Source organism: Nostoc sp. MG11, assembly GCF_014904695.1.
Taxonomy (GTDB): Bacteria; Cyanobacteriota; Cyanobacteriia; order Cyanobacteriales; family Nostocaceae; genus Komarekiella.
Genome location: NZ_JACXXN010000001.1, coordinates 496,221 through 516,326 on the forward strand (window position 1 = coordinate 496,221; position 20,106 = coordinate 516,326).

A 20,106-nucleotide genomic window follows, 5' to 3' on the forward strand; every position below is an offset into this window, starting at 1 on the left:
AAATAGTTATCAAAGTTATATATAACTATAATTAACAATACTAAAACTCCAGAATTTTACCAGAAATAAAGCAACATAAGTGCAAAACTTTCATGCGTATTTGGATAGAGAAAGGGTTGCAGTTTCTCGATTTTTTCGATAATTTATTCTTTGGAAGTTTCTTACTCACACAGTCAGTGAGAGAAATCTCCCAATTTTGGCTGCTCCAGGCTGTTTTCACCAACTTGAGACTCTCCCCTCTGTTTACACCAAAGTCGATAATACAGACCCCGAAGCTTAACTAACTCTCTATGAGTACCCTGTTCAATTAGCTTTCCTCTTTCAAGCACGAAGATGCGATCGCAATTCACAACGGAAGTAAGTCGATGCGTTACAGAGATGACGGTACGACCTATTGCTAAATTTTTTAGGGTGGTATTGATGGCTGATTCGGTCTCTGGATCTAGCGATGAAGTCGCCTCGTCGAGTATAAGTATTGCTGGATTGCGTAAGATTGCCCGTGCTATAGCAATTCGCTGCCTCTGACCACCTGAGATTTGCCCACCTCTTTCACCCACTACGGTGTCATATCCCTGAGGAAAACGCAGAATCGTGTCATGGATTTCCGCTGCTTTTGCGGCTGCTTCAATTTCCAAATTGGTTGTATCGGGCTTACCCAGGCAGATGTTTTCACGAATTGTGGTGTTGAAAAGGAAAGTTTCTTGGAAGACAGTGCCTATTTGTGCGCGTAGCGATGCCTGAGTGACTTGTCGCAGGTCGTAACCGTTAAAGAGGACTGAACCCTGGTTAGGATCGTAAAACCGCACGAGCAGGTTGAGGATTGTGCTTTTGCCAGAGCCACTAGGGCCAACAAAAGCTACAGACTCACCTACTTGAATCGTAAAACTGATATTGTCCAGAATGGGCTGCGTTCCGTAATAGTTAAAGGTTACATTTTCAAAGCGAATCTCTTTGGCCAGCTGTGATAGTGGCAATGCATCAGCTGAATCCATTACCTCAGGTTGCTCAGCCAGCAGTTCTTTGATGCGTAGCATCCCACTCGTAGTCCTTATTAGGGCTGGCACTTGTTGAGTTAAACCATCAGTTGCGATATTCACGTTTAACAGAAGGCTGATAAACCCGATTAATGCTCCTGTTGTTAGATAGCCACGCATGGCTAAAAAGGCACCAAAACCAATGATTAATAACTGAAGAAAGTTAATGCTCAGGTTTGAAAGCCTCCCTAGTAGAACACTGTAGAAGTTACTGCGTAGGCTGCTATGTAATAAGACAATCAGTTGCTCTCGGAATTGGAATAGCGCTGACTTTTGCAATCCAAAGTTCCTAATCACAGGTTGGGCACTGATATTCTCTTGAAGTATACTTAAAACTTTTGCTTCGTCTTGTCTGCGTCTATAACTGGTCTTAGCAACCCGTAACCCGAATAGGTGTGGCCCTATGAAGCCTACGGACAACGTAACTAAAGTGACTAGAGCCAGTCGCCACTCGACGACGAAGAGTAAGAGGGTACTAATAACCATTAAAAGGATGTTGAAAGTACCCATCGGGATATCAATGACAATCGCTCTTTCAATATCAGATAGATCGCTGGAGAAGCGAGACATGAGTTCGCCCGCTTGAACGCGAGTGTAAAAACCCAAGGATAAGTGCTGCAAATGATTGAACATTTTGAGGCGTATATCTTTCAAAACACCTGCCCCTATTCGAGCACTGAGATAATCCTGACTAAGACCAGCTAAGGATTGGATGATGAAAGCAACAGCTAGTCCGCTCAGTAAGAGTGCAAGGAAACTAGCATCACGATTAACAATAGCGCGATCAAAGATCAACTTGTAAGCAAAGGGAACAAGCACCTCAAAGGCCAGTTGGAATAGCACTGCTAAGATGAGCAAAACCCATTGAACCCAGTACTTTTGAAAAAAAGGGAGAGAAAATCGCAAGAACCATATCAGGCCGGGTGACAGAAGACGTGTATGAAGTTTCATAATAGTTCACAGGATTTTGCATCTTAGGACAAGGCGGTGAAGATAGTGTTGGTTATGTAACTTTGGTTGACTACCTAAAATCTGGATAAAGGGAGGTTAAGCCTTTTAAGAGACGGCTTTCTATGTTTTCCTTTTAGGATTACCACACCAACAATACCCTCTTTTTTTAGCGAAGTTATTGGTATCAAAATTTGGTTTTCCACTCTTTTAAATGGAAATATTTTGCTTTGCCCAGAGAGCAGCCTGAGTGCGATCGCGTACTCCCAATCGAGCTAGAATCTGACTAACATAGTTTTTAACTGTTCCCTCGCTCAGATGTAGCGCTCTGGCAATTTCTCGATTATTTTTACCTTGAGTCACTAGGGTTAACACTTCTAATTCCCGCTCACTCAAAAGCTGCTGATAAGAGTTTTGTTTGACAGCCGGTGGAGGGTTGAGTTGAGCAAAGACCTTATGTGCGATCGTTGAACTAAGTTGACAATAGCCTTGGTGTAGAGTACGAATTGCCGTCGCCAACTGTGCTGCGGGGGTACTTTTCAGCAAATAGCCGAGTGCGCCTGCTTGCAAAGACTGCCAGATGTACTCGTCTTCATCAAATGTTGTGAATACAAGAATTCTGATCCAGGGGAAACGTTGATGAATTTCGCGTGTTGCTACTACGCCATTGCAGATAGGCATCCGCACATCCATGAGAATAACATCGGGCTGGAGTTGTTCGGTAAGAGCGATCGCTTCTTTGCCATGACTAGCTTGACCAACAACTTCTAAGTCTTCTTCTAGTGATAGTAAAGATGCTAATCCTTGCCGAAAAAGCGTTTGGTCGTCTACAAGCAGAAGTCGAATCATTACACTATTTTAAATTTAGACAAGGGATATAACAGAAAACTTTTTATACTATTATGCAGCTTGTCACAGGCATATATAGCAGGGAACTCTTAACAGGAAACAGGCTTGAAAGTCTCTTAATATCAGGGTTTTATGAGCAGCTGATGTCCTAAAATACCTGGAAACAGCTATATATTCTGGCAAACATCTGGAAAGCAAAAGGCTTATAAGGTGCTTCTTAACTTGGCCAACGGCATCCACTACAACTCTCAGACGGTAACTATCTTGCTTGAAAACGGAGTTTAGTGATTACAACAATGCTTTTCAGATTTTTGTATTACATTCGCCAATGCTATGGCTATCTTGGTTCCAGCACTTTTTTAAAACTCTTGGGGCTATGTTCCATAGCCCATACAACCGCCTCAGCTCGTGAACTGACTGCTAATTTAGCATAGATGCGGCTGATGTAATTCCGCACTGTCTGGTGTCCAAGGTTTAGCTCACTAGCAATGCGAATATTATCCCAACCTTGGGCAATCATGCTAAGAACTTGTTGCTCTCGCTCTGTCAAAGCGGCTTTTCCATCTTGATTTAGTTCATTCTCTTCTTGTGCAACAAGCTCCTCTAAAATGCTCTGACTATACCATGTATTACCTTTTGCCACTGTCCGAATAGCACGAACCAACGTTTGCGGCTTTTCAGATTTCAAAACACAGCCTACTATACCGCCTACTCTTAAAATAGAGGGATAAAATTCACCACAGTTAGCCAGTGCCAGCATTTTCAAGTTTGGACAGGATTTATGTAAATAGAATATTGGCTCAGGCGGTGTAAAATTTGGTGAATCTAGATCAATTATTAGCAAATCTGGCTGAAGCTTTCGCTCTAATTCTTGAACTTTATCGGGATTGTTTGCTTCACCTACTATGATCAAATCTTTTTCAGCAATCAAAGTAGCACGAATAGCGACTCCCATCAGCGAATCTCTATCAGCCACTAGCACTCGAATAGTATTGTACATCTGCATCCCTCCTGAATAAAGATTTTTATGTTATTTGACTATTCTTTCTTTATACAAATCTGTTACTTATTCAAGTTTTATGCAAATATTAACAAAAATCTATATCTATCAAAGCAACATACAAATTTTATTCAAAGACTTTCAAATAATACATTATTCAAGAGTTATGTCAAATAACATATTTCTATCAAATCATTATATATATCAATGAGTCATCCATTAAAGTCTTACACTCTCTGCTAATAGGTAAGTTGTTACAAATTTTAAAGTTTATTTCCAACATCTGCATTGCCTTTTCGGTAACTTCTACACTAGTTTTTGATACTACCACTCTCTTTATTCTAATAAGAGCAAATACCGAATTCATCAAGAAATTTTCTTGATGCTATACTGAATTAAAACCAAACAGTGTAAAAGTTTAAAGCTTTAAGATTAAACTGAAGTTATGACGAGATATAATTTTGCTTAATCGTTTTATTTTTTACCGCAGTTTACAAATTTTGCTTCTTATATCAATAGCCTAGCTTAATTGCCGACTCGATTGCTTCTAAATTTAGAAATATACATCTAAATATTGATTGACCAAGATTATATTGTGTGCATGTCAATAGTAGAGCAAAAAAATGTAGAGTCAGGGTTAAAATTATCGCCTCCAAAAAAAGTTTTATAAGATGTACAAAAAGTGTTAAATAATGCCAAAACTCCCCTCACATCTTGTGTTCTCGTCTCCTAAAATCGAGAAAAGGACTTGAGAGATAAGGATAGAGTTTTCTTAATTTTTCGACATCTTATGATAAGTTTTATTAGAGCGGCTTTTTCGGCAATTAAACAAGGATTTCAACGTTAATTATCCTAAAGTATTTAAAACTGCAAGATACCAGTCATAAGCATTTCATGGATACCACCTCATTAGTTATAACTGTTTTCAGTTTAGTTATTCATTTAAGAAAATGAAAGCTATAAATCTCATATAAATCTCATATAAATCTCATGTGCTTTTTGCTTAACCTCATGTCCGTTATCTGATTGCATCTTGTCATTTGTGTATTTTTTGCTTAATATCAGCATAATACGAATTAAACTTGACTATCCACATCCGAAAAACGTCTAAGATTTGATTTAATACTTTCGTTATAGACTGATAGAGCTTGCTGAATCAGGGAATGAAATTCTGCGCCAAAGGCGAACCGCCGTTGGCGTTCCCGTAGAGTAGCCGCTGCACCTACGGAAAGCAATCTACAAACTTCTCTCTGCGTGAAATAAATTATCTCGCAATTATGCAACGCCCAAAATTTGAGTTCTCCTTACCTCTTACGCTTTATCTGCGTTGGCCGGGTTACGAATTATTTCTCATGGGCAGACTAGCTGCTTTGCAAGTGGGACTGACAGCGCGGAATTTATTAGGTGCGAGAATAGCAAGTGAGAAAACTCTCTTCGCTATTATCAAGCAGAGTATTACGCACCGCTGCGCTCTAAGCGTAGCTATGCTGGAGGCTTTACGTAATTCGTATTAAATGGGTAATATCGTGTCCGGCGAAAGACTTATCATTAAGACCGCAGGGGAGCAGTGCTTCGACTGCGCTCAGCAACCGAAGCAGGTAGCAGGGGAAAGAGGATTTTCCGGTTTTTGCACAGATGCGGAAATTATAATTAATTAAGCGCACATGATATAAGCTACCACCAAGTCTGCATATTTGGTAATCTTCAATCAGCGAAAAGTTCTGCAGGAGGGTTTCTCTCCGCAGGAAACTTTTCAAGACAGTGGTGGGTTTAGAGCTAACACTGGTTATAACCACAAATTACGAATTATGTTGTTACAACTCTCTTGACCAGAGCAACGCACTAGCTCCCCTATTTGGGCTACTTAGTAGCTTTGGCTTCAAACATCAAGTACGTCCCTCCTAGCCCTTCTACAATTGTGCGTGTATTGGCAACCATCATTTTTTGGTAAGTTTCTGCATCACTTCCCGGTTCACCAAGTCCATCAGCATACAATTTTCTGCTAGAAACTTTCACTTTTGCCTCTCTAGCTACAGACTCAATCAAGTTGGAGTTAGTTGTCGTCTCTGCAAAAATTGTTGGTACTTTAGCCCGTTTAATGCCCGTAACTAAATTTTTCACTCGTGTATCTGTCGGTTTTTCCGTAGTGCTAATACCTTCCAATGCTCCTGCTAATGAAAGACCATACGCTCTGGCATAATAACCCATTGCATCATGAGTTGTGACTAATTTACGTTGTTTAGGCGGAATACTGGCAATTGTTGACTTCATCCAGTTATCCATTTGGGTTATTTCATTAGTGATTTTTCTAGCATTACTAGTATAATTTTTTGCTTCATTTGGTTCTAATTTTCCCAGGTTGCGATTAATTACTTCCACCATCCTGATGGCATTCTTGGTATTATGCCAAAGATGAGGATCAGTAACTTTCTTGCTACCTTTCTGGAGTCGTTGTGGCTTAGGCACAGCAGCTTGACCAACGGCTATTTTCGGCGCAGGGTTTTTAGATGCTTTAATTATTTTGATTAAACCTGGTTCAAAATTGTAGCCATTATAGAGAATAAGACTTGCTTGCTCAATGGCTTTACGATCTTCCGATTTTGGTTGATAAAGGTGGGGGTCTGCACCAGGAGACATCAAGCAGGTGAGATTAATAGTATCCCCAGCAACCTGTTGAGTTAAGTCACACAGTACAGTTGTCGTTGCTACTACTCGGGGAAGATTATCGTTCACCTCAGTGGTGGTTTGAGTGAATGAGGTGCTTGCAGCTTGATTTCCGCACCCAAAAAATCCAATCGTCAAGGCGACAAGAGCAGCTCGTAAGGAATTACTTAATGGATTGTTGGACATCATCCACTCCTGCTAATTGCATAAAAACGATAATCATTATTAATATTTACTTAGCGAAATACCAGAGGTTCAGGGTTAGGCTGTCAACTACCAAGGTGTCTGTGCTACGCAAAATGTTAGCTTCTCGTTGCAGGCTAGAAAACTAGAGGTCGCAAGAGGGTGATGCAGGGGTTAGTGCCTTTGGTAAGTAGTTTAGTGCGGTTCTCTCAACGCCTGCTGAAGCAGCAATTACACTATTGTGGTGATTTCTGGCAAAGGTCGCAAATTGACTGGGATTATGCGATTAAAGTGTGGAATGTGAGGATGATGGTGTGTATTGTTCATATGAGGTGATTTTGCTAGCCGAATCGTGAATCTAAGGCAATTGTAGCGGTAGGTTCAGGGCGTGTGGGCATGTGGAAGTTAAAAAAACAACCAATTAGCAAATTATGGGAGAACAGTAGTAAGTATTTGTGGCACGAAGCGTGCGTCACAGAGCGATCGCTGGCACAAGAGACTGAGTTATTCTTTTTTAAGACAATTAAAATATTTGAAGCGTGGGTGAGATTTGAAATTAATAAAGGCACAGCATTGCTGTACCTTTCCTTTACAGTATTTATAACTTGTAACTTTATCAAAAACTGGCAGATGGCAGCTTGCCTTGTAACCGCTGAAATTTAGCTTGAGTGCAATTACCGCAGTTGCATCCAAGTTGCTCAATGATCGGATTGGATGCTTGAGCTAACTTTGGTGTTGTAAATTCAGTAATTTGCTGCGTAGATGCTACCGTAATAGTCTGTATAGCAGGTACAGATTTCAGACTGGATGCGATCGCCGGATTGGCTACCACTAGTATAGATGCGAGAAATACAGGACAGGCAAGCAAAATCAGTTTGGCTATATTCATAATTCACACATAGATACTATTGTTGATACAGCATAGCCAATTTATGGGCTACCTTCAACCTTGATCACTAAGTATTACTCAAATTCGCCCGAATCCTTGACCGCGCGAAACCCTTGACCAGACCAGTAATTCGCCATTTTCACCGCCCGCAGCAAGTAACTTGCCTTGGGGATGCCAAGCCAGACTGGAAAATCCTGCTGCAACACCTGTGATCACTTGGGATACTTGCTTGGCTTTGTTCCACAAACACAACCAACCATCAGCACCAGCGGAAGCAAGAAGGAAACTGTTGGGTGCGAAAGCGATCGCACAGATGACACCTACATGATTAGTTAAGACTCGCGCTTCCCACCCCAAGGAATCATCCTCTAGCTTCTCCCACACTACAATACCTTCCACACTAGAAGATGCCAGTATTGGCGCACCCAGTTTAGTAGTAACTTCTGACCATGCTAGTTGGCGAATTTTCCCAGGAAAGCCACGCATCACCCAAGGGTCGGGGTTATTCCACTCCAAAACAGTGACACTACGATCCATATTCCCAGAAGCCAGAAATTTGCCATCGGGCGACCAAGCCATAGCGACACTGACAGTAGGCATATCCAAGATATATGGTTCTTCATCCCAGTTTGGACTGTGCCAAATCTTGACTCCGTGATAACCGCTAATCGCTAGGTATTGCCCATCAATGCGCCAATCAATGCCCAAGACTGACGAGTTTTCAAAATTCAGCGTTACGACAATCTCACGAGTATCCGCATCCCACACTTGCACGTAACGCCCCAAACTAAAAGCTAGTTGATTACTAGTGTGACTCCAAGCTAGCTTGTCAACCCATGCTGGGGCGTTTTTTAAAGTGGCGATTAATTCAGTGTCCTGCCAAATTTTGACTTGTCCATCTTGTCCCCCAACTGCTAAAAATTTTCCGTTTGGGGAAAAAGCAACACAATCAACTGATTGACCGTTACCAGTTTGCAGAGTTGCCAAATCGCCATCGTTCCACAATACTACTTCCCCAGCGGCGGAAGTTGCTACTAGGGTTTTTCCTTGTGGCGACCAGGCGATCGCAGTTACATAATCTGAAAGCGTCCCCGAATAATGTTCTTCAAATTCCTTAGATTTGCTGGTTGTGGAGTTCATAATTTGTGAAGTGGGGGAGTGGAGGAGTGGGGAAAGGCAAAGGGGTAAGGGGGAAAGGGAAAAACCATCCCCTTACCCTCTCTTACAAAGTTCTGATCGGAGGAAGCCTCCGCTCAGACTTTGCGTTTTAAGCTTTTTCCCTTCTTAAGAGTCTTTAGTTTTTTTATGCTAGACAGGCGAGGAAATCTTGTTTGAGTTGGTCTGCATCGAGGTTGCGACCGATGAAGACTAGTTCGTTTTTGCGGGTTTCGCTTGGTTTCCAGGGGCGATCGGGTCTACCATCGAATATCATGTGTACCCCTTGAAAGACAAATCGATTATCTTCCCCAGCGATATTTAAAATGCCTTTCATCCGAAAGATATCTGGGCCTTGAGTACGCAGTAACTCAGAAATCCAAGCGTTTAATTTTTCCCCATCAAGTTCACCTTTATCTACTAACGCCACAGAAAAAACGCTTTCATCATGTTGGTGGGCATCTTCGCCTAAGAAATTCGGATCAATTTCCAACGCGCGGTCTAAGTCAAAGGCTTTTACACCCAACAAAGCATCCATTTTTAGTTCAGAGTTGCGGGTACGGTAGATTTTAGCGATCGCATTCATCGCCCGAATCCGCTTTTCTAATTCATCTAACTCTTCTGGCGCTACTAAATCAGTTTTATTAAGTAAAATTACATCCGCAAACGCAATCTGCTCTTGTGCTTCGTCTGCATCCCAGTGCTGCCAAATGTGCTTGGCATCTACAACTGTCACCACCGCATCTAGAGACAGTTGGCTTTGCATATCTTCATCTACAAAGAATGTCTGAATCACTGGTGCAGGGTCAGCTATTCCAGTTGTTTCTATTACTAAATGGTCAAACTTATCGCGCCGCTTCATCAAATTGTTGATGATGCGAATTAAGTCGCCGCGAACTGTACAACAGATACAGCCGTTGTTCATCTCAAATATTTCTTCATCTGCATCGATAACCAGTTGATTATCAATACCCACTTCCCCAAATTCATTAACAATCACAGCAACTTTTTTGCCGTGTTCGTAGGTGAGGATGTGATTGAGTAGAGTCGTTTTACCTGCTCCCAAATAGCCAGTCAGAACAGTAACGGGAACTGAATGTGTGATTACGTCAGCCACCATACTCTAAATGCCTCTTGTCTCACCTTATGGATAATCATTATCACCCATGATAAGACTTTTTATATTTTTGTGCGAACTTAGCATTGATTTTGATTTTAGTAAAATAATTGCATAGTTTAAATGACAAATATTCTTACAAATCTCGGCAAAGTTCTTGCGGTAATTGTTTGACTATACGTTGAAAAGGAGCAAGATCGTTTAAGCCTTGCGCCAGAATCAGAGAGCCTTGAATTGCAATGACAGCATCTTCGCCTCGCTGTCTTGCTAGCGATTTGTCTAATCCTGCCTCAATCAGTACGCTTGCAATCTCATCAATCCATGTGCGTAATAAAGTTTGTACTTTGGTATGAAAGATATCTCGTGCCGAACCCATAAGCAATATGGCGAACAGGCATGGTTGTTGCCCACCTTCATATAGCTCACTGAACTGAGCACACATTTTCTGCAATCGAGCCAGTGCATCTCCTTCACTGCGAAGCGCCTGTAAGATGTGTTGCTCCAAGTAACTTTCGAGAAAATTTAACACGGCATTCACCATGTCGTCTTTACCACCAGGAAAGTGGTGATAAAGGCTCGCTTTTCCTAAGCCTGTCTGTTGAGAAATTTTAGATAGAGTCGCTCCATCGTAACCATGTTGCCGAAACAGATTTAGCAGGCATGGAATGTATGTGTCTTTTGGCATGGAAAGCAATTTTAAGTTTACGTATTGACTTCAGACCGTTCGTTCGGTACAGTAAAGCAAACCGAACGAACGGTACAAATATTTTACTCAATTTCCAAAGGGAAAAGCTATGGCGACCTATCACACGATTGCAGTTGATAACCTCAATATCTTCTACCGCCAAGCAGGTTCAAAAGACCTTCCTACGATTATTCTGTTGCACGGTTTTCCCACTTCATCCCAGATGTACCGCGATCTGATGTATGAACTCTCAGACAGATTCCACTTAATTGCACTTGACTATCCTAGTTTTGGTAATAGTGACTGTCCATCAGTTGAAGAGTTTGAATATAGCTTTGATCATCTCGCAGATGTAGTTGAACGATTTCTCCAGATATTGAGGTTAAATCGTTTCAGTTTCTATCTTCAAGATTACGGCGCACCGATTGGTTTTCGGATTGCTACCCGTCATCCAGAGTGGATTCAGGCGTTGATTGTCCAAAATGGAAACGCGTATGAGGAAGGACTGACTAATGCTTGGCAACCATTCCGAGATTTATGGGAGGAACGAACAAAAGCAACGGAAGCGGCAGTGCAGGAATTTCTGAAATACGATACCACAGTCTTTTTTTATACGGCAGGTAGCCGCGATCGCAGCAACATCAACCCCGATAACTGGAATCTCGACCAGTATTTTCTAAATCGCCCTGAAAATGCAGCCGCACAGCTTGAACTGTTCTACAACTACCGCAAAAATTTGGAACGCTATCCCGAATGGCATCAGTATTTTCGTCAGCATCAACCACCAACACTAGTTGTTTGGGGCAAAAACGATCCCTTCTTTGCTGTCGAAGGGGCCAATGCATTTACACGGGATTTGAGAACCATTGAGGTGCATTTATTGGATACGGGACATTTTGCCCTTGATGAAGAGGGTGATGTTATTGCCAATCATATCCGCCGATTTCTTCCTGCTCATACTGTTTGAGAAAATAAGGAATCAAGCGTAGAAAACATAAAAATCTAACATTAACATCGCTAAATAAAATCTAAAAAGAACCAGAATGATTAAACTCTACGGTCACGAATTGTCTGGCAACTGTCACAAAGTACGGCTCTTTCTATCACTTTTAAATCTTGAATATGAGTGGATTAAGGTCGATTTGATGAAGGGAGAACATAAATCACCTGAGTTTTTATCGCTCAATTCCTTTGGTCAAGTTCCTGTACTAGTGGATGGCGATACAACTGTTGTAGACGCTCAAGCGATTTTGGTTTATTTGGCTCGTTGCTATGGCGGCGACCAGTGGCTTCCTTTAGATGCGGTGTCCCTCAGCCAGATTGTGCGCTGGTTGTCTACTACCGCAGGGGAAGTCCGTCAGGGCCCTGAATCTGCTCGTCTGTATTACTTGTTCAACGCCACGAGTATCAATATCGACCGAGCTAGCCAGAAAGCAGAATTCATTCTTACGCAACTTGATCAACATTTGAGCGATCGCCAATGGTTAGAGTTCGAGCGACCAACCATCGCAGACGTGGCGGTCTTCCCCTACGTTGCTCTGTCACCCGACGGGAAAATTGCCCTTGACCCCTATCCTCACATCCAACAGTGGATTGCTCGAATCGAACAATTACCAGGTTACATCCCTATGGTAAAGCTCTAGAAAATGCTCTCTTGGCTCGACTCATATTATTATCTAATGTGATGAAGTTATGCCACGTAAATTTACACAACTCGCCTTCACTCCTGCCGTCAAAGCAGCTCAAGAACAACGTGGTTCTCGACAGACCTACGCCCGATTTGAACAAAATGGCCCCGATAACGATACTATCACGCCCGAAATTGAAGAATTTATTGCTCAAATAGATGGTTTCTACTTGGGAACTGTCAGTTCTAATGGCTATCCTTACATTCAGTTTCGCGGTGGACAATCTGGTTTTTTAAAAGCATTAGATGACAAGACCTTGGGGTTTGCTGACTATAAAGGAAATGTTCAGTATGTCTCTGTTGGCAATCTTTCAGAGAACGACAAAGCCTTCTTATTTTTAATGGATTATCGCCATCGCAAACGGCTGAAAATTTGGGGACGAGCTAGGTATGTAGAGAAAGATGACCAACTAATAGAACGCTTGAAGGTTCCCAACTATGAAGCGGAGATTGAACGAGTGATTCTGTTTCAAATTGAAGCCTGGAATTGGAACTGTCCGCAACACATCCCTATCCGCTATTCCGAACAGGAAGTTGCGGCATTGCAAGCCAGAATCACTGAATTAGAAAAACTTATCGCCGCTCAATGATATCAACAATTCACACAAGAGATTACCTCATGTCAACTCATCGCATTGCCGGGTTTCGCTTGGGCATTTACGTTTTCAAAGATGCTGAAGTCATTGATTTTGCATCTCCCTACGGAGTATTTTCCGTTGCTCGCCGTTTTGATCCAGAACTTGATGTGTTTCTGGTTGCAGAAAGTATGCGTCCTGTTCAAACTCAGGCAGGATTTACCGTTCTGCCAAACTATTCATTTAACGATAAGCCTGCAATGGATGCTTTCTTAATTCCGGGGGGATTTGGTACACGCCAAGAACTACACAACCGCAATTTACACACATTCATTGATTCTTTGCTTGAATCATGCCTGTTAACAAGTGTGTGTACAGGTTCTTGGATTTACGGCAAGATGGGATTGCTGAATGGTTTAGCTGCTACTAATCGTAAAGAGCCAGATCGACTTGAAGCTTCTTCAATGGGTAAGATTCCTATTGATCGCCTAGCAGAAATCGCACCTGCGTGTCGGGTGAGTCGTGCGCGGGTAGTGGATGCGGGTCGGATTGTTACAGCAGGAGGTATCAGTTCGGGAATGGAGCTAGGATTTTATCTGTTGCAACGAGCGGGATACGATGACCAATTTATTACTGAAGTTGCTCGCACGATGGAGTATCATCAAGCATATGCAATGTATAAGCAAGACGTTGAAGTGTCTGCTTAGTTTACAGCTACAAAAGCTTTCCCTTGCTAAATAACTCTTACGGCACGGCTGTAGAGTTTTATGCCCAGGAGGTTCTCAGTGATCTAAATTTTGCTGATCAAGGATTTTGTCTCTTGGCGTGAAAATCCAATTTTATGCAGAGAATAAAAAATCTTGAACTGCTTCTAAAACCTCTGCTGGGTATTCTTCATGCATTCCCAAGGAACCAGGAATTACCACGCTCTTAACTCCTGGTAACGCTGCTAAAGCTTCCATTTCTGCTTGTGATTTGGGAGGGCTAGATTCTCCAATTACTATTATGAGTGGTACGGATAACGATCGCACAAGTGCCAGAAAATCAGATTGCTCGTGTACAGCATCTAGATTACCAGTCACAAAGGCAGCAGAAGCAAATCGTGCTCCTGGTTGTTGAGTTGTGTGCCATTTCTTTTCGATGAAGTTGGGTGTAAGTTTAGCCGCGTCGGTAAAGACGTGGCGGCGGTACATAAAACTTAAAAAAGATGGAGTGGTATTGAGTTTGTAGAGAGCTTGACCGAGAATAGGCGATCGCACTAATTCTTTTACCATACCAGCTATCTGCTGAGTTGCCCCCATTGTTGGCAAGGGGCCCCGCCAAGTGGGAGCTACCAACGCAATCCGCGAGAAAACAGCAGGCTCTCTCTGAGCTAGTTGCAACACGTAACCAGCAGCATGACCAGCAGCAACTACTGTAATAGCTGTATTAAACACAGATTTGACAAAATTTGCCAAAAATCGGTGATATAAAGTTGGGCTATAGTCTAAACTAGGTCGAGAAGATTCCCCAAAACCAGGCCAATCAACCGCTGTAACTTGAAAATGGGGAGCTAGTAACCTGGCAAGTTCACCCATTTCTAAACGTGTGGAAACAGTGCTGAAAGCTGGGAGTAGCAATAGTGGTGAACCTTTGCCAAGAGTTTCATAAACAACGCGCAATTGCTGATTGTCCCAATTCCAGAGATATTCTTGAACTGCTCCACCAAAGCCAACAGCATCAGAAGTTGATAATAAGTTGGTAGACATCAGATTAAATTTTGTTATTTTATTAATGACCAATGACAGTATTAACTAAATAAGCTTAGTTTGGCAGATCTAACTTACATTCCAAAGCTTTTTTTTGCATGGTTTTAAAAATGTTATAAAAACCATTAGCACGGGAAGGTGTTAGGCTAACATTTAAACCTGTTGCTTGAATAAAATCTGGAGTTAGTTGCACAATTTCGGTGGGAGTTAGTCCATCTAATCCTTCAACCAACAGCCCTACTAATCCTTTGGTTAACTGGGAATCAGAGTCGCCCTGAAACGCAACTTTGCCATCATTCAATGATGCTGTGACGTAAACTTGAGAAACGCAACCAGGAACTTTATTTTCAGGTAGTTTATCCGCTTCTGGAAACTCATTGAGCTTCTGAGCATACCAGATTAGCTGTTCGTAGCGTCGCTTGGGTTCGGAAGCGCGTTGAAAGCGCTGGACAATTTTAGCGAGTGCAGGTGGCAAAGAATCTAGAGTTGAGGACATAACAGAAGCTACAATTAATCGGTATCACTTTGAGTGTAAATTATCTTGCTTAGCGATCGCGCTTACACTTCACTTTGGCATCTAAGTTAACCATAACAGCCGTTATTGACTATGAAATGTCAAATTTAGGTTATTAATGCGATCGCATTAATATTAGTCATGTTTTTTAACTAGTCTAATCACAAAAACTTAATTCTGATCTTTCCTGAAGATTAGGCTGATTACTTAATTATGACTAGGCGAGACATCAGTACAGCGTAAATAAAGCACATATTCCTAATTAATTAAACTCTTGCAATATAACAATTACGAATTTAGCGTAGCGGTACTAGTTCTGCTTGTTCAGGTGTACTACATCTTTATTTTAGCGCGTGCAAGTTTCCAACCTGCCTAATGGGAGGTTAGCCTTTCCTATTTTTGAGAAGTTTCTCAGAATGAGCGATCGCAAGCAAGACTTAATTAGCCCCTGGCGGCGAAAAAGCTACAGCAGGAGACTGATTGTATTAAGTAGTGAGAATAACTGTTAAATATTGATGCAAAATTAGGAGTTTTTGGTAATTTGCTTCGGAAAGTTTCAGATTATATTTTCAATCATTAATAAATTTCAGGAGCAAATCAGGTGTTAACTTCGACCTTACTAGCTGCTGCAACTACACCCCTGTCATGGAGTCCTACAGTTGGGATAATCATGATTCTAGCGAATCTCGCTGCTATTGCCTTTGGCAAATCCACAATCAAGTATCCAGATGCAGAACCAGCTCTCCCCTTACCCAATCCACTTGGTCGGTTTGGTTTACCTACACTATTAGCAACTACCGCCTTTGGTCACATCTTAGGTACAGGCATTATCTTAGGGCTACATAACTTAGGAAGAATCTAGTTTTTAGCATCAACCTTTATTTGATGATTCTTTTGTCTCCAACTATGAGCCAGACTAGTTTTCTGGCTCTTTTTTTACTAGAAATGCCAATCCAATATAGATTTAGATGTTTCAGGAGGTCTTATGTCTCTAACTGTCAAAGACCTGGAGAAAATGCAGGCAGCTTATCCTGACTATCGCATGGAATTGGTTAACGGGAACGTAGTTGTCATGAGTCCATCAGGTTATGAGTCCGAAGAAGTCGGAACCGAGTTTGCAGCTTTGTTGAGGAATTGGGTTAGACCGCGCAAACTTGGACGTGTAGCTGGTTCCAGTGCTGGCTTCAGACTGCCTAACACAGATTTACGCGCTCCAATGTATCATTTATTCGGGCAGATAGACTCAAACGTTCCACGGAAGACTATGCAGAATTGGTTCCTGACTTAGTGGTAGAGGTCAAGTCTAAGACTGATTCCCTAGATAAACTTCGCCAGAAGATTCAGGAGTTTATTAGCCTAGGTACCAAAATCGGAATTTTGATTGACCCCAAAACTAGAACTATGGAAGTCTACCGTCCTGGCGAAAAAGGAGTATTACAGGATGGTGATGTGCTGACTCTCCAAGACTTACTCTCTGGCTGGGAAGTAGCAATTTCTGATGTGTGGTCACCAGTATTTGAGTAGTTCACCGTACTCAGTAGAGTAAACTCTTGCTTTGGAGAGTGGAAAAACTGCACAATTAGCTGCACAACTAAGAGCAGTCGGAATTGAACCAGAGATTTGAAGAACTAGCCACTAGATCACCAAAGTCTCTACAATTCCCTTGTTGACTCAAAAAGTATTTCTCAATCTATGACGAATCAAGCTCCTATCCCGGTTATTGTCAACGGTGCTGCTGGCAAAATGGGACGTGAAGTAGTAAAAGCGGTAGCGCAAGCACCTGACTTGAACCTAGTGGGTGCAATTGACCACAGTGTGGAACATCAAGATAAAGACGCTGGAGAATTGGCAGGTTTAAGCGAACCACTGGAAGTGCCGATTACCAATCAATTAGAACCGATGTTAGGGTATGTGGCTGGCGATAGACAGTCTCCGCCGGGGGTGATTGTAGACTTTACCCATCCTGATTCAGTGTATGACAATATTCGCAGTGCGATCGCCTACGGGATTCGTCCGGTTGTTGGCACGACAGGGTTAAGTCCCGAACAAATTCAAGATTTGGCAGACTTTGCCGATAAAGCTAGTACCGGATGCCTAATTATTCCTAACTTCTCTATTGGAATGGTGTTGTTGCAACAAGCAGCAGTTGCAGCCTCGCAATATTTTGACCATGTGGAAATTATCGAACTGCATCACAATCAAAAAGCAGATGCTCCCAGTGGTACAGCGATTCAAACAGCGCAGTTATTAGGAGAGTTGGGTAAAACTTTTAACCAGCCTCTTGTGGAAGAGACGGAGAAATTACCAGGAGCCAGAGGTAGTCAGGCAAACGAAGGCATTCGGATTCATAGCGTGCGCTTGCCAGGATTGGTTGCCCATCAGGAAGTAATTTTTGGCGCAGCCGGTCAGATTTATACTTTACGACATGACACGAGCGATCGCGCTTGCTATATGCCAGGAGTGCTATTGGCAATTCGCAAAGTCTTGGCGCTAAAGTCGTTAGTATATGGATTAGAAAAGATCCTCTAAACTTAGCACTAATGCTTGTTCCACTGACTCGCCAGAAATTTGAACAACTCGTCCCCCTGATTGCTACTGGTCTACAGTACAAGTACTACTGGGGGAAGTTTTCAAATTTTTTGCAACGGCTGTTAATTTCTGTAGTTTCTGTAGTTGTTATTCTACTTGTGAAAGCTTTGTTCAGGCTTGAGTTTGGTTCAATAGTATTTGTGTTGGGGGTAATTAGCGCTTTTTTTTGGTTGTGGTATCCAGTATTTCAGGCAAGTATGCGGAATATACAATGCCGGCGTTACAAGTACAGCGGCTTTTTTCGTGGTCGAGTACTGGATTGGTGGATTACAGACCAGTTGATTGGTAAACAAGAAACCGTCAACAGTAAAGGCGAATTGGTGATTGTCGAAAATCGAGAAAAACAGATTAACTTAGAAATAGGTGATGACACAGGATTTAGCATTGAGTTTATGGCACCGCTGCGTCCTGCCCACAAAGCCATTGCTCGCGGTCAAATTGCAGAAATGGTGTTAATGTCAAATCGCGCAGATTTGAGCAGCATTGAAGAATTCAGCGATATATACTTTCCCAATCGCAACCTCTGGGTCAGCGACTATCCTTATCTGCGAAGAGATTTCTTTAATGAAGTCGGTCGCCGCTTACGTGAAGACCAACAGGAAAGACCGCGGCGGCGGCGCTCAGAGGGGCGGACGAGTGGAGGGGCAGAGGGGCGGAGGAGCAGAGGAGCAGAGGAGCAGGGGAGTGGAGAAGATTACAGATATTAATTCTCTTTTGCTCCCCTACTCTCTTTTTCAATTTCCTCCATGTCCATCTTGTCCATAGGCTTGCCAAGCCAAGTCTACTAATCCATCAAGGATTGCGGCTGCTACAACTGCATTGCCTTTGCGACTGTCTATTGTAATGTGAGGTACTAGAGAATCTTGTAAGCAGGCTTTGGCAGCATCCACATTCACAAAACCCACTGGAGTAGCAATTATCAAAGCGGGTCTAATTTCTTCAGCTTCAATTAAATCAACCAATGTTGTTAGTGCTGTTTGTGCTTGACCTACGACAAAAATGCCCTCTGGATAACGCTTAGCTAGGGTTTCTATTCCCCACGCTGTACGAGTTTTTTCTTTTTGGGGGCGCGTCAAGGCTTCCATACTGCAATACACCGGATTGGCAAAGGTATTTTGAATATCGTACGCAATACCTACTTGTACCATCGGCACATCTACCACAATTGTGGTACGCGCCGCTAATGCTGCTGCACCAGCTTGCAAGGCACGCTCAGAAAAGCGAATCAAAGACTTATACTCAAAGTCTGCTGTGGCATATACTACCCGCCGGACAATCTCATACTCTGCGGGTGAAAAAACATGATCACCAATTTCACTATCAATGATTGCTAAACTTTGAGCATCAGTTACGTGCCATTCCATTGTTGTTGAGCTTCTCAGATATCAGCTTTCAGCTTATCAGCTTCAGAGAACACTGAGTACTGAGTATTTTTATTTTATTTTTACTCAGGACTCAGGACGGGCTAAACGCCCCGCTACCGCTAACAAGACTCAGGACTCAGGACTAGAAGAAGGCCGACTGAAAATAGGAGATAGGTACGCAACTAAAACGCCAATCAGAAAACCGGCGATATTGCGAACTAGAGGCAACCATTCACTCGTGCGCGTCACTACTGGCCCAATCCCGAAGGCAATGAATAATATTCCCCATAAAGGAGAGAAGATTAAAGCCCATTGCCAAGCAAAAACTTGTCCTTCGCGGTGAGGTTGAGCTGCAAATCCACAAATTACCCCACCAATGATTGAGGTAATCAAGGTGAGAATCCACTGCTCTCGTGGTAGTCCAGGAACAACATTGCAACCACCCTTTAATAAACAGCCTTTAACCGATTCTAGGGCTTGGAGAATGGCTTGGTCTTCGCCTTGTTCACGTACAAAGTACAAATTACCAAAGCGGGTTTGCAGTTCTATCCAGAAAGTCCGAGGTAAAAGTTTATAAACAGCATCACCAACACTAAAGCTGAGGATGTTACCGCCACGAGAATCGGCAACTAATAAAATACTTTTATCATCTAAACTCCAATATTTGATGACTGCCCGCCCTGGAGTACGGTCATACTGGGTCAATACTCGTAATTTCCAGCCAGTATCAGCTTCAAATTGCTCTAAATCTGTGACAAGCTTTTCTTCTTGCAACTCAGGAAGAGTTTTAGCTAAGTCTACAACTGGGGTAAAGGTGTTAGGTAGTAATTCAGGATTGTCATACGCAAGAGCTGGGGAAGAATGCATGACCCAAATTGACCCAGCCAGGAAAAATACCGCAATAGATACCAGGATTCGTCGCCAAAAACAAGACTGCATGGACGTTTTTATACAAATATCAACAGTAGAAGTGAACAAGTTGTTTTAAAAGAGTAATGGAAAAGTGATACTTCTTTACACTTGTTTACTTTACTCTAATCTAAGGGATCAAAGCAAAGGACTGGGGATTAGGGGGCTAGGAATTGGGGGCTGGGGACTGGCGATT

At 42.4% G+C, this 20,106-nt stretch carries 20 protein-coding genes and 2 pseudogenes; 9 read left to right on the top strand and 13 right to left on the bottom strand.

The window, feature by feature from the left end; translation table 11 throughout:
• Positions 1–173: 173 nt before the first annotated feature.
• From HCR01_RS02090 to HCR01_RS02105, 4 genes are all read right to left on the bottom strand, one after another.
• Positions 174–1,985: an ABC transporter ATP-binding protein gene (locus HCR01_RS02090; RefSeq protein ID WP_226889040.1), complete on the bottom strand. Its 1,812-nt coding sequence runs from the start codon at positions 1,983–1,985 to the stop codon at positions 174–176.
• A gap of 207 nt (positions 1,986–2,192) precedes the next feature.
• Positions 2,193–2,831: a response regulator gene (locus HCR01_RS02095; protein ID WP_193194026.1), complete on the bottom strand. Its 639-nt coding sequence runs from the start codon at positions 2,829–2,831 to the stop codon at positions 2,193–2,195.
• Between the two features lie 337 nt (positions 2,832–3,168).
• Positions 3,169–3,831, bottom strand: a complete 663-nt coding sequence (locus HCR01_RS02100) for a LuxR C-terminal-related transcriptional regulator (RefSeq protein WP_193194028.1) — start codon at positions 3,829–3,831, stop codon at positions 3,169–3,171.
• A gap of 1,076 nt (positions 3,832–4,907) precedes the next feature.
• On the bottom strand, positions 4,908–5,066 hold the full coding sequence (locus HCR01_RS02105; protein ID WP_193194030.1) for a hypothetical protein: 159 nt from the start codon (positions 5,064–5,066) through the stop codon (positions 4,908–4,910).
• A gap of 84 nt (positions 5,067–5,150) precedes the next feature.
• Here HCR01_RS02105 and HCR01_RS02110 point away from each other — a divergent pair.
• Positions 5,151–5,345, top strand: a pseudogene (locus HCR01_RS02110) (hypothetical protein); the annotation flags it as partial.
• 346 nt (positions 5,346–5,691) lie between these two features.
• Here HCR01_RS02110 and HCR01_RS02115 read toward each other — a convergent pair.
• The 5 genes from HCR01_RS02115 to HCR01_RS02135 all read right to left on the bottom strand — a co-directional run bounded on the left by HCR01_RS02115 (position 5,692) and on the right by HCR01_RS02135 (position 10,524).
• Positions 5,692–6,684, bottom strand: coding sequence for a metal ABC transporter solute-binding protein, Zn/Mn family (locus HCR01_RS02115; protein WP_193194032.1), 993 nt, complete (start codon positions 6,682–6,684; stop codon positions 5,692–5,694).
• 610 nt (positions 6,685–7,294) lie between these two features.
• On the bottom strand, positions 7,295–7,567 hold the full coding sequence (locus HCR01_RS02120; protein ID WP_193194034.1) for a hypothetical protein: 273 nt from the start codon (positions 7,565–7,567) through the stop codon (positions 7,295–7,297).
• A 78-nt stretch (positions 7,568–7,645) separates the two neighbouring features.
• Positions 7,646–8,707: a WD40 repeat domain-containing protein gene (locus HCR01_RS02125; protein ID WP_193194036.1), complete on the bottom strand. Its 1,062-nt coding sequence runs from the start codon at positions 8,705–8,707 to the stop codon at positions 7,646–7,648.
• Between the two features lie 163 nt (positions 8,708–8,870).
• Positions 8,871–9,842: a CobW family GTP-binding protein gene (locus tag HCR01_RS02130; RefSeq protein WP_193194038.1), complete on the bottom strand. Its 972-nt coding sequence runs from the start codon at positions 9,840–9,842 to the stop codon at positions 8,871–8,873.
• Between the two features lie 133 nt (positions 9,843–9,975).
• The gene (locus HCR01_RS02135; RefSeq protein WP_193194040.1) at positions 9,976–10,524 is read right to left on the bottom strand and encodes a TetR/AcrR family transcriptional regulator; all 549 of its coding nucleotides are present in this window, start codon (positions 10,522–10,524) and stop codon (positions 9,976–9,978) included.
• A 109-nt stretch (positions 10,525–10,633) separates the two neighbouring features.
• Here HCR01_RS02135 and HCR01_RS02140 point away from each other — a divergent pair, with 109 nt between their 5' ends.
• The 4 genes from HCR01_RS02140 (at position 10,634) to HCR01_RS02155 (ending at position 13,493) form a co-directional block, all read left to right on the top strand.
• On the top strand, positions 10,634–11,491 hold the full coding sequence (locus HCR01_RS02140) for an alpha/beta fold hydrolase (protein WP_193194042.1): 858 nt from the start codon (positions 10,634–10,636) through the stop codon (positions 11,489–11,491).
• Between the two features lie 76 nt (positions 11,492–11,567).
• Positions 11,568–12,167 carry a glutathione S-transferase family protein gene (locus tag HCR01_RS02145; protein ID WP_193194044.1) on the top strand — a complete coding sequence of 200 codons (600 nt, stop codon included), beginning with the start codon at positions 11,568–11,570 and terminating at the stop codon, positions 12,165–12,167.
• A gap of 49 nt (positions 12,168–12,216) precedes the next feature.
• Positions 12,217–12,801 (top strand): pyridoxamine 5'-phosphate oxidase family protein, encoded by a 585-nt coding sequence (locus tag HCR01_RS02150; RefSeq protein WP_193194046.1) that lies wholly within the window; start codon positions 12,217–12,219, stop codon positions 12,799–12,801.
• Between the two features lie 29 nt (positions 12,802–12,830).
• The gene (locus tag HCR01_RS02155; protein WP_193194048.1) at positions 12,831–13,493 is read left to right on the top strand and encodes a DJ-1/PfpI family protein; all 663 of its coding nucleotides are present in this window, start codon (positions 12,831–12,833) and stop codon (positions 13,491–13,493) included.
• A gap of 132 nt (positions 13,494–13,625) precedes the next feature.
• Here the strand turns inward: HCR01_RS02155 and HCR01_RS02160 are convergent, their stop codons facing one another.
• Both HCR01_RS02160 and HCR01_RS02165 read right to left on the bottom strand, forming a co-directional pair.
• A complete protein-coding gene (locus HCR01_RS02160) occupies positions 13,626–14,534 on the bottom strand; it encodes an alpha/beta fold hydrolase (RefSeq protein ID WP_193194050.1) in 909 nt (302 codons plus the stop codon).
• A 55-nt stretch (positions 14,535–14,589) separates the two neighbouring features.
• On the bottom strand, positions 14,590–15,030 hold the full coding sequence (locus HCR01_RS02165) for a SufE family protein (RefSeq protein WP_193194052.1): 441 nt from the start codon (positions 15,028–15,030) through the stop codon (positions 14,590–14,592).
• Positions 15,031–15,649: 619 nt separating this feature from the next.
• Here HCR01_RS02165 and psaK point away from each other — a divergent pair.
• From psaK to HCR01_RS02185, 4 genes and pseudogenes are all read left to right on the top strand, one after another.
• Positions 15,650–15,910 (top strand): photosystem I reaction center subunit PsaK, encoded by a 261-nt coding sequence (gene psaK, locus HCR01_RS02170; protein WP_193194053.1) that lies wholly within the window; start codon positions 15,650–15,652, stop codon positions 15,908–15,910.
• A 123-nt stretch (positions 15,911–16,033) separates the two neighbouring features.
• Positions 16,034–16,572: pseudogene (locus HCR01_RS02175) on the top strand (Uma2 family endonuclease).
• A 168-nt stretch (positions 16,573–16,740) separates the two neighbouring features.
• A complete protein-coding gene (gene dapB / locus HCR01_RS02180) occupies positions 16,741–17,577 on the top strand; it encodes a 4-hydroxy-tetrahydrodipicolinate reductase (RefSeq protein ID WP_193194055.1) in 837 nt (278 codons plus the stop codon).
• An 11-nt stretch (positions 17,578–17,588) separates the two neighbouring features.
• Positions 17,589–18,344, top strand: a complete 756-nt coding sequence (locus HCR01_RS02185; protein WP_226889042.1) for a phosphate ABC transporter permease — start codon at positions 17,589–17,591, stop codon at positions 18,342–18,344.
• A gap of 27 nt (positions 18,345–18,371) precedes the next feature.
• Here the strand turns inward: HCR01_RS02185 and HCR01_RS02190 are convergent, their stop codons facing one another.
• Together HCR01_RS02190 and HCR01_RS02195 are read right to left on the bottom strand one after the other, a co-directional pair.
• A complete protein-coding gene (locus HCR01_RS02190; RefSeq protein WP_193194057.1) occupies positions 18,372–19,001 on the bottom strand; it encodes a precorrin-8X methylmutase in 630 nt (209 codons plus the stop codon).
• A gap of 129 nt (positions 19,002–19,130) precedes the next feature.
• Positions 19,131–19,940, bottom strand: a complete 810-nt coding sequence (locus HCR01_RS02195) for a TPM domain-containing protein (protein ID WP_193194060.1) — start codon at positions 19,938–19,940, stop codon at positions 19,131–19,133.
• Between the last annotated feature and the right edge of the window lie 166 nt (positions 19,941–20,106).

What these genes read in the sequence shown, in the direction of transcription:
- HCR01_RS02095 (WP_193194026.1), bottom strand. Translation starts at nt 2,831, where the DNA reads ATGATTCGACTTCTGCTTGTAGACGACCAAACGCTTTTTCGGCAAGGA.
- HCR01_RS02125 (WP_193194036.1), bottom strand. Translation starts at nt 8,707, where the DNA reads ATGAACTCCACAACCAGCAAATCTAAGGAATTTGAAGAACATTATTCG.
- HCR01_RS02195 (WP_193194060.1), bottom strand. Translation starts at nt 19,940, where the DNA reads ATGCAGTCTTGTTTTTGGCGACGAATCCTGGTATCTATTGCGGTATTT.
- HCR01_RS02090 (WP_226889040.1), bottom strand. Translation starts at nt 1,985, where the DNA reads ATGAAACTTCATACACGTCTTCTGTCACCCGGCCTGATATGGTTCTTG.
- HCR01_RS02115 (WP_193194032.1), bottom strand. Translation starts at nt 6,684, where the DNA reads ATGATGTCCAACAATCCATTAAGTAATTCCTTACGAGCTGCTCTTGTC.
- HCR01_RS02120 (WP_193194034.1), bottom strand. Translation starts at nt 7,567, where the DNA reads ATGAATATAGCCAAACTGATTTTGCTTGCCTGTCCTGTATTTCTCGCA.
- dapB (WP_193194055.1), top strand. Translation starts at nt 16,741, where the DNA reads ATGACGAATCAAGCTCCTATCCCGGTTATTGTCAACGGTGCTGCTGGC.
- HCR01_RS02100 (WP_193194028.1), bottom strand. Translation starts at nt 3,831, where the DNA reads ATGTACAATACTATTCGAGTGCTAGTGGCTGATAGAGATTCGCTGATG.
- HCR01_RS02155 (WP_193194048.1), top strand. Translation starts at nt 12,831, where the DNA reads ATGTCAACTCATCGCATTGCCGGGTTTCGCTTGGGCATTTACGTTTTC.
- HCR01_RS02140 (WP_193194042.1), top strand. Translation starts at nt 10,634, where the DNA reads ATGGCGACCTATCACACGATTGCAGTTGATAACCTCAATATCTTCTAC.
- HCR01_RS02190 (WP_193194057.1), bottom strand. Translation starts at nt 19,001, where the DNA reads ATGGAATGGCACGTAACTGATGCTCAAAGTTTAGCAATCATTGATAGT.
- HCR01_RS02135 (WP_193194040.1), bottom strand. Translation starts at nt 10,524, where the DNA reads ATGCCAAAAGACACATACATTCCATGCCTGCTAAATCTGTTTCGGCAA.
- HCR01_RS02165 (WP_193194052.1), bottom strand. Translation starts at nt 15,030, where the DNA reads ATGTCCTCAACTCTAGATTCTTTGCCACCTGCACTCGCTAAAATTGTC.
- HCR01_RS02185 (WP_226889042.1), top strand. Translation starts at nt 17,589, where the DNA reads ATGCTTGTTCCACTGACTCGCCAGAAATTTGAACAACTCGTCCCCCTG.
- HCR01_RS02160 (WP_193194050.1), bottom strand. Translation starts at nt 14,534, where the DNA reads ATGTCTACCAACTTATTATCAACTTCTGATGCTGTTGGCTTTGGTGGA.
- HCR01_RS02130 (WP_193194038.1), bottom strand. Translation starts at nt 9,842, where the DNA reads ATGGTGGCTGACGTAATCACACATTCAGTTCCCGTTACTGTTCTGACT.
- HCR01_RS02150 (WP_193194046.1), top strand. Translation starts at nt 12,217, where the DNA reads ATGCCACGTAAATTTACACAACTCGCCTTCACTCCTGCCGTCAAAGCA.
- HCR01_RS02145 (WP_193194044.1), top strand. Translation starts at nt 11,568, where the DNA reads ATGATTAAACTCTACGGTCACGAATTGTCTGGCAACTGTCACAAAGTA.